Genomic DNA, 12,732 nt, shown 5'->3' on the forward strand with positions numbered 1-12,732 from the left:
ATACCTCATTTGTTATTTGAAAAATCCGATTTTGATATTACATTTATCAAATCACCACGAGTTGAATTAGCAACAGAGTAATTCATTAAAGCCATTATTTTATCTCGCTTTTCTTTATCCGGTTCATCAATAATAATTATTACAGAAAAATAACCGTGTTTTAAATCATCATTTTCTTTTTTGTCATTATAATTGGCTGTATATGCTTTTTCTTCCCACATTCCATCAACAGTATCCGGATTACTATTATTTTCCGAAAAATCAGCTTTGCCAAAAACCCTTTTAGTTATAACTTGTTCGGAAACTGCTCTTTTGGAATATTCTTGTGTTTTTTGATAAATTATCGAAATCGAATATTTATCTTGAAATTCCAGTTCATCAAGAATTTTGGAAATATTATTTTGAAGTAATTTTTTTTCTGTTTCGATTATTTTTTCAAATAATTCTTTTTCACCGTTTTTACAAGATGTTATTCCAATTATAGTGAAAATTATAATAAATAATATAATAACTCTTCTTTTCATAAAACTTTTCTCCAAGCGCCCGAAGTACGGGCGGAAAGCGTTCGGAGGAGCGTCACCGGAGAGGCGTTTTCCACCCGAGCCGATACGGCCGATCCCAGCACGGCATCGGTGTAATTGACGATGCCGCGTATGCCGCAAGAAGCAAGGCGGGCGGCAAGGGACGGAGCGTCTTCGTTGCGCGACGCGAGGATCGCGTATTCGATGCACTCGGTAGCGACGACCGCTTCGATCCGCGATGCCGGATAGAGCGGAAACGCCGATCGGAGGATTTCCGTCCGGTTTACGTTCGGATCGAATCCCGCGACGAGTTTATAGCCCGTGCCGTCGAATATCGCTTCGTCGAGGAGCGCCGTTCCGAGCCTCCCCAAACCGACGATGCAGCACTTCTTTTTGCTCGATGCGGGAACGATTTCGAAAAAACGCAAAATCGCATCGCGGAGACGGCGCACGTCGTAGCCGTTTGAAACGCCGCCGCAAAAACCGATCGACGCTATATCGTGCCTGATGAGCGCGGAGCTCCAATGCACGAAAGATGCGAGCTCGACCGACGTAATGCGCGCTTTGTTCGTGCGCGAAAGCAGTTCTGCCAAGAGCACGAGCCGCTTCTTCGACGGTTCGGAAACGCGCTTTTGCCGCGCGGCAAGCATTTCGTTCATTGCAATCCTCCCGATAGTAACGGATGTCAGGTTTTCCGGTCAACGGAAAATTCGGCCTTTTCCCTTGATTCGAAGCCGAAAAATCGAAAAAAGACGGAAAACCCACATTTACTGTGAAATTTTTAACAGTAATTAAGAAAAATGTAAAGGCGAGTGCGGGAAAGGTAAAGGAAGGCGACGGAAGGATGGGGCAATTCGAAAACGGATATGATGTATGAAAACGGCGGGGGCGTATACAATGCCGCCTCCGCTTTACAGAATATTGTCCGAGCGATGCTTTTTAAGCTTGCGCTTAAAGAGACATGCCGTCAAAATTCAATGTATAAGATTGAGCCGTGCCGCTGTCAATACCTATATCCGCGGTCATCGTACCGGCGGAGGAAACGGTTATATTTGTTATAACAACGGAAATAGAACCTTCTGAACCGGTGAGCGTTATCGAAGTTCCTTCATTGAATGGAACAGGCACATTACCGGTTTCATAACGTTTGTTGTCGTTTTTCCTAAGAGACAGGGACAAGAATATTCCCGAATCGATTTTACAACCCTGAAGTTCAATCCATTTAATCGTTTCGGATTCACCTTCATAATTATAGTCGCCTTTTTGCTCGTACCAACTTTTGCCGCTGTCATAGAGCGCTTTTGCAGAAAATTTTTCATACGTACCGTCGACTTTTTTCATGAGATCGTATGTATAGCGAGCGGAAGAAAATTGCTCACTTGTCAAAAACTCTTGCATACGGAAAAGCTCTTTTAAAACGGAAATACACGATTTAAGCTTTGCGGTCTTTTCCGTTTCCGATAATTTGTCGAAATCGGTTTTATCTCCTAACAAATCGGTCAACGTATCGAGCCATGCAAAGATTTTGTCATCCGTAGCGTCTTTCATCTCTTCCGATATCATCGAAACAAGCGTTTTAAAATCTCCGAGCGTAAGCGGATTTTTATGTTCGAGTCTATTCAGTTCGACTGTCATTTGTTTCAGTAACGATTCATAATCCTGCTTTGTCATCCACTTTCCGTTCATATATGATGCGGTTTGTATAAATACTGCTTTTTTCGACTTCGGTTCTACTTCTGAATATCCGTATTTATAACCGTAACTTATTTTATTATCGTCCTTATTAATTACGGTATATATAAATTCCGTACCGGTAAACTCGTATTTATAAATTGAATGGGATGTCTCGGAACTTATCTCTGCGATATGGTTTACGTTCACATCAAATTCTTTTGTCGCCGTCTCGCTTTTATATTCCACTTTCGCCGTAAGCTTCACTTTTCTGTCGACGATATCCTGTGTAATGACGCCTTTTTCATCGTCTCCTACCGTCTCGATTTTGATAATGTCTTCGTCGGCGCTTTCCCATGTTATCGCCGCATCGGTATAACCGTCTACGGTTTTCGGCAGCGGCATATCGCTTGAAACGGAAGAGGAAATCATCAGGGCATCGGCAAAATCTTGCGCTGAAGGCTCGGTATTTTCAGCGCAAACGATAACCGTAAAAGTTTTTGTTCCGGTTTCGCCGTCTTTTACAGCCGTTGCGGTCAGCGTAATGCTTTTATCTTCCGTATCGCGCTTTTTGATTTTACCTATGTCGGTTCCTGCCGTTTCGATATAGCCTTCCGGGCTTGCCGTCCACGTGATCGTGACTCCCGACACGCTTGTCGTCGTCTGGAGCATAACTTTGTTCGTCTGTTTGAAAACTTTTTTCGGATTGACCGAAAGTTCTTTGAGCGCTTTTTCAACAGGGGTTTTCAGCGCCGGTTCGGTATCGCCGTTCCCTGTATCGGAATTCCCACCGGCCGGCTGCGAACAGGATATAAGCGTAATCGCCAAAGCGGCGATACTTAAACCGATACAATTTTTGATGAAGTTTTTCATCCGAGCCTCCTTGTATAACGGCAATTCATACGCATGAGTAAATAAAAAAGCCGCTTTGCTGCATCTGAAAACGCTTCAAAGCGGCAATTTTCAACATACACACAAAACGTGTTTTTCGAAAACGTCAACCTCATACCGATAATTGTATATTAATAATTTCCTTTGTCAAGCGATCGGATCGTAACTTATATAATCGTCGCCTTTCTTGCCAAGCGCCGCTCTTTTCCGTACAATAGCGCCTATGGAATTTACTCAAGACACAATGGACGCGCTCGCAATCGATGAAGCGCTCATCGTACAAAAAATTGCGGCGGAAATCGGCATCCGCGAAACGCAGGTGCGCGCCGTCATCGACCTCGTAAATGAAGGCTGCACAATTCCGTTTATCGCGCGCTATCGAAAAGAAAAACACGGTTCGCTAGACGAAATGCAGATACGCGACTGCGACCGTCTGTTCAAATCGCATAAAAATCTCGAAGAGCGCCGCCTCGAAATCGCGAGAGGTATTTTTGCTCAAGGAAAACTCACCGAATCTCTGTACGACGCGGTAATGAACGCGCTTACGCTCACGGCGCTTGAAGACTTATGGGCGCCGTTTAAAAAGAAAAAGAAAACGCGCGGCATGATCGCGATCGAACGCGGACTCGAAGCGCTTGCGGATGCGATGCTCACGCTCGACGATACGGCAGTCGAAAAAAAGGCGGAAGAATTTATTAACATAAACGACGACAACCCCGAACTTTCGGTTCCGACTGCAGAGGATGCGATCGCGGGTGCGAAAGACATCATCGCGGAAAGGACGGCTCAGGACAGCGCAAACCGCAAAGCGGTGTACGACCTCTATATGGCGACCGGCTCGATCGTTTCGAAAGGTATAGGAGACGAAGAAAAGCAAAAGACGTCGACGTATCAAATGTATTGGGATTACGCGGAGCCGCTCAATCAGATAAAGCCGCACCGCATTCTCGCGATAAACCGAGGAGAGCGGGAAGAAGCGCTCGAAGTTACCGTAAACGTGGACGTCGATGCGGCCGTAGATATGCTGCAAAAGCGTCAAGCGATCAACAACGCGTATCACGCGGACGCGATCAAAGACGGCGTCGTGAGGCTTCTTTCACCGGCTGTCGTGCGCGAAATCCGCAGCGACGAAACGGATAAAGCGGACGAGCACGGTATCGGCATATTCAGCGAAAACCTCAGAAACCTTTTGATGACGCAGCCGATCAAAGGCAGCCGCGTGCTCGGCGTCGATCCGGGCATACGAACCGGAACGAAGTGCGCCGCTCTCGACGAAACGGGAAAATATCTCGGAAGCTTTTTAATAAAGCAAGTCGCCGACGTTTCGGGTTCCTATGAAGCGCTTAAAGCTGCGATCAAAAAATACGATATTCAAGTCGTCGCCGTCGGAAACGGAACGGGAAGTCCCGAAGTGCGCGAACTCGTAAGCCGCGTCATAAGTGAAAACTATCCCGACGTGCGCTATACGGTCGTAGACGAAAGCGGGGCATCGGTGTATTCCGCAAGCGACATCGCGCGCGAAGAGTTTCCCGACTTGGATTTGACGATCCGCGGAGCGGTGAGTATGGGGCGGCGGCTGCAGGATCCGCTTGCCGAACTCGTCAAAATCGATCCGAAAGCGATAGGCGTCGGACTTTATCAGCACGACGTCAATCAAAAAAAACTTTCCGACATGCTCGACGAAGTGGTGGGTTCCGTCGTAAACAAAGTCGGCGTCAATTTGAATACGGCGAGCAGTTCGCTTTTAAAATACGTTTCGGGCATTACACCTGCGACGGCGAAAAAGATCGTCGCATACCGCGATGCGAACGGAAAGATCACAAGCCGCGACGATTTGAAAAAAGTGAGCGGACTCGGTCCGAAAACTTTCGAGCAGTGCGCGGGATTTTTAAAAATTCCCGAAAGCGGAGAGCCGCTCGACAACACGTGGGTGCATCCCGAAAACTACGAAGCGGCGCGCGAGCTTTTTGCCGTCATCAAATCGGGAGGCGAAGTTTCCGCCGAATTGAAAAAGAAACTCGAAGAAAAATACGGCATCGGGGAAACGACGATTTCGGATATCGCAGAAGAATTGAAAAAGCCGAACCGCGATCCGCGCGACGACTATCCCGCTCCGATCATGCAAAAAGGCGTCGTGCAGTTCGAAGATTTGAAGCCGGGCATGAAAGTTACCGGAAAAATCAAAAACGTCGTCGACTTCGGCGCTTTCGTCGACCTCGGTTTGCACGAAACGGGACTCATCCACATCAGCGAGCTTTCGGACAATTTCGTCAAAGAGCCGATGGAAATCGTCAAGGTCGGCGACGTCAAAGAATTTACGATTCTTGCGCTCGATCCCGACAGAAAACGCATCAGCCTGTCGCTGAAAAGCGACGCAGCATCACGCGCGCTCAATCCGCCGGAAGCGAAATCCGGCGATAAGGGAAACGGAAAAACACCGCATGAAAAAAAACCGAACGGGAGCGCAAAGAGAGCGGTCGTCGTAAAAGCGCTTTCGAAAAATGCGGACGGCACGCGGCAGAAGAACGACGGCAAAAACCGTCAAAGCTCAGGCGCAAAAACGGGCGGCGTGCGAAACGACGGTATGACGTACAATCCCTTTGCGGATCTGCTGAAAAATTGATGAAGCGGGGTTTCGGGGCGTTGCGGGGTGTCCCCGCCGGAAGGGGCAGCGCGCAACGGAGTGCGCGCGAGGGGAAGGCTTTCCCCCTTAAATCCCGAAAAGATCTTACTCGATAAATAATTTTTAAAAACTTTAATTCGATTTACTTTTTTTCCCCTTTCCTATACAATAACGGATATCTATTCTATCGAAGGTATGCTATGTTCAAAATTCTTGAAAAGAGAGAAATTTCCGCCGGCGTCTACTACATGAAATTCGAAGCTCCCGAAATTGCGCGCAACCGCAAAGCGGGGCAATTCGTCATCGTGCAGCTCGACACGGATTACGGAGAACGCGTTCCGCTGACGATCGCGGATGCGAATGCGGAAGAAGGCTGGGTCGTGCTCGTCTTTCAGGCGGTCGGAGCGACGACGTATAAACTCGCGCAAAAAAAGACGGGGGATTCCATCGCTGCGGTGCTCGGCCCGCTCGGAAATCCGTCGGTTATCGAAAAGCGCGACGGGCCGGTCGTCGTCGTAGGCGGCGGTTTCGGAGTTGCGCCGTGTTATCCGATCGTGCAGGCGCTTAAAGCGGTCGGCAATAAAGTAATTATGATCATCGGCGCGAGAAACAAGGATTTGCTCATTTTCGTCGATGAGATGAAAAAGGTTGCGGACGAAGTTATCGTCATGACCGACGACGGAAGCGCAGGCAGGCAGGGGCTTGTCACGGTGCCGCTCGATGAGCTCTGCAAATCCGAAACGCCGCCCGCGGAAGTCATCGCGATCGGGCCTCCCATTATGATGAAGTTCGCCGCAAAGACGACGGAAAAATACAATATCCCGACGGTGGTCTCGCTCAACACGATTATGATCGACGGTACCGGTATGTGCGGCGGCTGCCGCGTTACGGTCGGCGATGAAACGAAATTCGTGTGCGTGGACGGGCCTGATTTCGACGCGCATAAAGTCGATTGGGACAATATGATGATGCGCATGGGCACGTTCAAAGCGCAGGAACAGGAAGATTTCCATAAATGCAAATTGGAAAGCGTGATCGAGCAAAAAGCTCAAGCATAATTTTCAATAGGTCGAAATTGAACCTAATAATTTCCTGCAAAAGTTTTTATAGAGGACGATATCATGACGGAATATATTTCAGCAAATGAATTGGAAGCGCAGGCGAAAAAAGAATTCGATGAAATCGAACAGAAGATAAAAGCGGCACCTCTTTCTCCGAAAGATCGTATGGCGATTCCGCTTCAGGAAATGCCTGTCGCGGAGCCGAAAAAACGCGCGCGCGAAATGGGCGAAGTAGCGCTCGGCTATACAAAAGAGATGGCGATCAACGAAGCGAATCGCTGTCTCCAGTGCAAAAACGAACCCTGTGTTGCGGGCTGCCCCGTCGGCATCGCGATCCCGCAGTTTATTGGAGAAATTCAAAAGGGGGATTTCAAATCTGCAGTCGATACGATTAAATTGACGAACCTTTTACCGGCTATCTGCGGCCGCGTGTGCCCGCAGGAAAAGCAGTGCCAAAAAGAATGTACGGTCGGAAAGATTCATAAAACGGTCGACAAAGCGGTTTCGATCGGACGGCTCGAACGGTTCGTCGCGGATTGGGAACGCACGAACAATAAAACGACGCTGCCGACGGTCGCAAAAGCGACGGGCAAAAAAGTCGCTGTCGTCGGATCGGGTCCCGCGGGGCTTACGGTCGCGGCCGACTGCGCGAGAGCGGGTCACGACGTTACCGTATTCGACGCGTTCCACAAAGCCGGCGGCGTCATGCTTTACGGTATTCCCGAATTCCGTCTTCCGAAAGACATCGTCGCAAAGGAAGTCGAAAATCTGAAAAAGATGGGCGTCAAATTCGAAATGAACTTTCTCGTCGGACGCACCGACACGCTCGATCAGCTTTTGACGGAAAAGGGTTTCGACGCCGCCTTTATCGGCACGGGCGCAGGACTTCCGAAATTTCTCAATATTCCGGGAGAAAATCTCATCGGCGTATTCAGCGCAAACGAATACCTTTCGCGTGCCAATTTGATGAAAGCGTATATGAAGGGTACTGCCGATACGCCGTATTACGAAGCGAAAAACGTCATCGTCGTGGGCGGCGGAAACGTCGCTATGGACGCTGCACGCATGGCGCTCAGGCTCGGCGCGGAACACGTCAGCATCGTGTACCGCAGAACGCGCGATGAAATGCCCGCTCGAAAAGAAGAAGTCGGTCACGCGGAAGAAGAGGGCGTCGAATTCCGCTTCCTCGAAAACCCGATCGAAGTGCTCGGCATCGAAAGCGAAGACAAAGCGCTGAACGGCCGCGTGCGCGGTATCAAAGCGCTGCGATACGAACTCGGCGAACCCGACGCATCGGGCAGACGGAGCCCCGTCGCGATTCCGGGAAGCGAACACGAAATCCCGTGCGATGCGGTCATCGTCGCCCTCGGCAACGGCAGCAATCCCCTGCTCGTGCGCACGACGCCCGGCCTCGATGCGGATAAACACGGTCACATCGTCGTCGACGACAAACAGGCTACAAGCAAAACGAAAGTGTGGGCGGGCGGCGACATCGTGCTCGGAGCGGCAACGGTCATCCTCGCTATGGGTGAAGGCAGAAAAGCGGCTGCGAGCATAAACGAATATCTGGCCGGCTGACGAATCACACGAAACGGCAGGGCTGCTGCCGGGAGGGCTGCCGATTTTTTCGTTATATGTTATTTTTTAGAGAATACAGTTTCGGTGCGGCTGCCCTGCATTCGCCCTAATAGTGCGGGCATCCGCTGCCGATACTATAGATATGGCTGAACGGAATACAAAAAAGAAGAATACGGGATTTGCGTTTGCGTGCTGGCTGCTCGTCGCGCTCATTCTGCTCGTATTCTTTTTTGTTAAAAAAGATACCATACTTTCAAACCTGCAAAACACCGATTTTTTCGGCCGCGTGTTCGGAAAGACACCGGAATTCGTCCAAAACCACGAACAAAAACAAAATCCGAAAAGCGGCGGCGACGCATTTCAAATAGATATTTTACCTGAAGCGAATTCGACCGAGCCGTCCGTCATTGAAAATAACCGCTCGAACTTTGCAAAGCAAAACGAAAGCATTGCACAAAAACCGACATCGGCACCCGACGCACAAAAACCTGCCGATCGGTCGAATGCCGAAAAAAGCGGTGAAACAAAACCTGCTGAAAAACCGAAAGCGGAAAAGGGCAAGGAAACGCGGACGGCGGAAACACCGAAAACGGATACACGGAACGCCGATAAAACGCAAACTCCGAAAAGCGTACCGCAGCCTGCGACAACCATAAACGTGCCGCTCTGCTTCGTCGTCATCGGATCCGACGGGTCGGTAAGCCGTCAAATCGTAACGCGCAAATTGCCGAAGTCGGATTCTCCGCTCACCGATACGCTGAACGCGCTTTTAGCCGGCCCCAGCGCGGAAGAAAAATCGCGCAATACGATGACGCTGATCCCTTCGGGCACAAAGCTACTCGGCGCTTCGGTAAACAACGGCATCGCAACGCTCAATTTCAGCGAAGCTTTTTCGTTCAACAGCGTCGGCGTGCAGGGGTACCTCGCACAGCTCATGCAGATCGTTTACACGGCGACTTCGTTCAGCACCGTCAACAGTGTGCAGTTTATCATCGAAGGGCAGCGCGAAGATTATCTCGGAAGCGAAGGTACGTGGATAGGCTCTCCGCTGTCGCGTTCGAGCTTTCAATAAAGATTTATTAATCGGCGAAACTCAATTTAATTAATAAAAATTATCCGGGCAGATCCGATTCGCTCCCGCTTAAAATGCCGAAACGGTATAAGAATCGACGATGCGGTCGAAATACGATTTGTCCGCCGCGTATGCGTCTTCGAAAACGCTCAGCGTAAAAAACGCGTACGAAGCATCGGATTTTTTTGTCAATTTTCTGACGATTCGCGTCGCCCGCTTTTTTTCGGCATCGTAAAAGACCGCACCGAGCGCATAAGTTCCCGCAGCGCCCTTCACCGAAGCACACCTCCAATCCGCATAAGAAGTGCCGCTCCCTTCGAGCAGGCGCCGAATCATGAGAGCTTCTGCGTTCTGCAAAGCTCCCGCGGGCTTCGGAAGAGAGGCCATGGAAATAACCGCATCGTTTCCGAGCATCCACATATTGTCCATCTTTTGCACCCAGTCTTCGTCGGTGTCAAGTTTTTGTCCGTCAAACGAAAGCGTCGTTTTTTTTGCCGCAGTTTTTTTTCGCTGTGTGCGCTTTTTTTTGTCCGCGTAGGATCCGGGAAAACCCGTAAAATTCGAAAACGCTCCGTCGCTCGAAGACGCAAGCTTTCCGACGCTTACGACATCGAAGAGGATCGTCATATCGCTTCCCCGTGCGATGCGCTTCAGATTGAAAAGCGGGACGAAGTAATCGTATTCGACGACGACATTGCCGCCGAACTGCATGATATCGTCGGGCACGATCCGCCCGCTTTCACGGACGATGCTGCCGGCTTTGATACGGTGCGCATTCAGCGTGTACATCATGTCTTCAAGATAATTGACGATTTCGCCGTCTCGCGGAGAGCCGGATACAATCTGCTTTTCGCCGGTGATCTCCATGTGATCGGATGCGGGATCGAGCATTACAAAAATCGTTACGGAAAGCGGTGCGTCTTTATCCGTTTTCGGCGCATAATAGCGCGCGGCATACGTTGCTTTATCATAGCGCAAAAAGCCGACATAGGATTTCCGCGTAAAAGTTTTATCTTCGTAATAAACGTATTCGCCCGGCGCATCTTCGATATGCGGCGTAAATCCGGGAAGCGCGTGTGCAGCCTGTATACACAAAAAAACTACGGCACAGGCGATCGTCTTATAATAATTATTAATTTTTTTTATCGATTGCATTGCAGTTCCTTAAGATTCGGCAGTCGAATAAAACATCGATTTCAGAGGATGCCGAACGCGAGCGCAGGAGCTCCCGCATCATCTCCCCTTTTTGCACCTTGCGAACCTTGTAGTTCGTCACGCATTGAGCGCAGAGAGCGCATCCCGCACGATCTTTTCCGCCTGCCGCGCCGCATCGCCGGCCGGAACAAGGGACGCTTCGCTTGCGGAACGTTCTTTTATCTCCACGTTCGGAAGATTTTTTTCACCGACGACGATGCGCACCGGAATGCCGATCAAATCCATGTCGGCGAATTTGACGCCCGGCCGCTCGCTTCTGTCGTCGAGCAGCACTTCGATGCCCGCTTTCGTAAGCGCATCGTAAATATCGTCGGACACTTCTTTCATGCGGCCTTCGTATTTTATCGGCACGATCGCGACGTGGTAAGGCGCGGTGCTCATCGTCCAGATGATGCCTTTGTCGTCGTGGTGCTCTTCGATGATCGACGCGAGCGTACGATCGACGCCGATACCGTAGCAGCCCATGAGCGGAGTACGCGATTTGCCGTTTACGTCAAGGTACGAAACGTTCATCGACTTCGTGTATTTTACGCCGAGCTTAAAGATATGGCCGAGCTCGTTGCCTTTTTTCGTATAGAGCGCTTTACCGCAGACCGCACACGCATCGCCTTCTTTTACGGTGCGCACGTCGGCCGTCATAAAAGGCGTAAAATCGCGCAGCGGTTCGACGTGCATATTGTCGATGTCTTTTTCGCCGCCGCCGGTTACCGTATCGTGGACACGCACGTCGTACGAACCGTCGTCCTTTTTTACCATAACGCTTTCGTCGGCGAGGAGCGGCACTTTCGTCAATCCGACCGGCCCGACGAATCCGTGCGGCGCCCCCGAATATTTTATGACGTCTTCTTCCCCTGCAAGTTCGGCGCCGCTCGCTTTAAGGGCAGCAGCGAGTTTCGTTTCGTTTACGTCGAGGTCGCCGCGAATGGCAACGGCAAAAAAACATTCCGGATAATATTCGTTTCCGCCTTCGTCTATTTCGCGCTTGAACACGGCGCCTCCGGGCGCATTTGTCAAATCGAGGGAGGAATTATACGCTTTGTAAATGAGCACTTTGATAAACTGCGAAGCGCTCATTTTAAAAAACGTTTCCATCTTGGCAATGGTTTCGACGCCGGGGCACAAAACTTTTTCGATCGGTTTTTCGGCCGCAACCTGCACCTTACCTGCGGTGTCGAGGGCGGTATCGGCTTTGCACGAAGCTTTTTCGACGTTTGCCGCATAACCGCATGAAGGACAGAGCACGAGCGTATTGTCGCCGACCGAACTTTCGACCATAAACTCTTCCGAGACGTCTCCGCCTATAGCGCCGGCATCGGCTCGTACGCGAATCACGTTGATACCCATACGCTTAAAAATACGGCGGTATGCGCGCGAACATGTTTCGTAGCTTTCATCGAGCGAACGTTCGTCCGCATCGAACGAATACGCATCCATCATGATGAATTCGCGGCCGCGCATGACGCCGTAGCGAGGTCTGATTTCGTCGCGGTACTTCGTATTGATTTGATAGATAAAAATCGGCAGCTGTTTGTACGACGTAAGACCGTCGCGCACGAGAGCCGTAAACGCTTCTTCGGCAGTGGGACTCACGATCATGTCCTGTCCGCCTCTCGTTTTTGCGCGCAGCATTTCCGGCCCCATCGTCTGCCAGCGCCCGCTTTCTTTCCACAAATCGCCAGGTTGAATGACCGGCGGTTTTATTTCAAGCATGCCGGCGGCATCGAGTTCTTCGCGGATGATCGCTTCCGCTTTTCGAAGCGCACGCAAACCGAGGGGCATATACGCGTATAATCCGTTTGCCAATTTTCTGATAAGACCCGCGCGCATCATAAGCTTGTGGCTTTCGATGACGGCATCGGCGGGAGAATCGCGCAGCGTTGAAATAATCGTTTGAGAAGCTTTCATAGCGTTCTATTGTAACGTAAAGGGCGATTCGATTGCAAGCAAAAACGCTCATTCTCATTCGGGCATGCCTCTTGAACGGCATTATATTCCGCGCTCTCATAATCCGTATGAGTTATTACCTTTATTCCACAAAAATCGATTTCCGCGATTGCATACATGCATACTTGACACGGTTTATTTTTTCTACTAATTTTA

The 12,732-nt window shown here is 50.0% G+C and carries 9 protein-coding genes; 4 read left to right on the top strand and 5 right to left on the bottom strand.

What is annotated here, in order from left to right; genetic code table 11:
- Positions 1-5 precede the first annotated feature (5 nt).
- From IZU26_RS09315 to IZU26_RS09325, 3 genes are all read right to left on the bottom strand, one after another.
- On the bottom strand, positions 6-524 hold the full coding sequence (locus tag IZU26_RS09315; RefSeq protein WP_433278549.1) for a hypothetical protein: 519 nt from the start codon (positions 522-524) through the stop codon (positions 6-8).
- A complete protein-coding gene (locus IZU26_RS09320; protein ID WP_433278550.1) occupies positions 521-1,180 on the bottom strand; it encodes a CoA-binding protein in 660 nt (219 codons plus the stop codon). The genes IZU26_RS09315 and IZU26_RS09320 overlap by 4 nt, the downstream gene beginning before the upstream one ends.
- A gap of 292 nt (positions 1,181-1,472) precedes the next feature.
- Positions 1,473-3,065, bottom strand: a complete 1,593-nt coding sequence (locus IZU26_RS09325) for an immunoglobulin-like domain-containing protein (protein ID WP_433278551.1) — start codon at positions 3,063-3,065, stop codon at positions 1,473-1,475.
- A gap of 241 nt (positions 3,066-3,306) precedes the next feature.
- Between IZU26_RS09325 and IZU26_RS09330 the strand changes: the two genes are divergently transcribed.
- The 4 genes from IZU26_RS09330 to IZU26_RS09345 all read left to right on the top strand — a co-directional run bounded on the left by IZU26_RS09330 (position 3,307) and on the right by IZU26_RS09345 (position 9,417).
- The gene (locus tag IZU26_RS09330) at positions 3,307-5,706 is read left to right on the top strand and encodes a helix-hairpin-helix domain-containing protein (RefSeq protein WP_433278553.1); all 2,400 of its coding nucleotides are present in this window, start codon (positions 3,307-3,309) and stop codon (positions 5,704-5,706) included.
- A 200-nt stretch (positions 5,707-5,906) separates the two neighbouring features.
- Complete coding sequence (locus IZU26_RS09335) at positions 5,907-6,764, top strand: sulfide/dihydroorotate dehydrogenase-like FAD/NAD-binding protein (RefSeq protein ID WP_310822189.1); 858 nt, start codon at positions 5,907-5,909, stop codon at positions 6,762-6,764.
- Positions 6,765-6,827: 63 nt separating this feature from the next.
- On the top strand, positions 6,828-8,345 hold the full coding sequence (gene gltA / locus IZU26_RS09340) for an NADPH-dependent glutamate synthase (RefSeq protein ID WP_187385356.1): 1,518 nt from the start codon (positions 6,828-6,830) through the stop codon (positions 8,343-8,345).
- 142 nt (positions 8,346-8,487) lie between these two features.
- Positions 8,488-9,417, top strand: coding sequence for a GerMN domain-containing protein (locus IZU26_RS09345; protein WP_433278556.1), 930 nt, complete (start codon positions 8,488-8,490; stop codon positions 9,415-9,417).
- Positions 9,418-9,486: 69 nt separating this feature from the next.
- On the opposite strand, the gene IZU26_RS09350 is transcribed toward IZU26_RS09345, so the two are convergent.
- Together IZU26_RS09350 and IZU26_RS09355 are read right to left on the bottom strand one after the other, a co-directional pair.
- Positions 9,487-10,572 carry a hypothetical protein gene (locus tag IZU26_RS09350; RefSeq protein WP_433278559.1) on the bottom strand — a complete coding sequence of 362 codons (1,086 nt, stop codon included), beginning with the start codon at positions 10,570-10,572 and terminating at the stop codon, positions 9,487-9,489.
- A 117-nt stretch (positions 10,573-10,689) separates the two neighbouring features.
- Positions 10,690-12,537, bottom strand: a complete 1,848-nt coding sequence (locus IZU26_RS09355) for a proline--tRNA ligase (protein ID WP_433278561.1) — start codon at positions 12,535-12,537, stop codon at positions 10,690-10,692.
- Positions 12,538-12,732 lie beyond the last annotated feature (195 nt).

Source organism: Treponema sp. SP13 (assembly GCF_050938355.1).
Classification (GTDB): domain Bacteria; phylum Spirochaetota; class Spirochaetia; order Treponematales; family Treponemataceae; genus Treponema_D; species Treponema_D socranskii.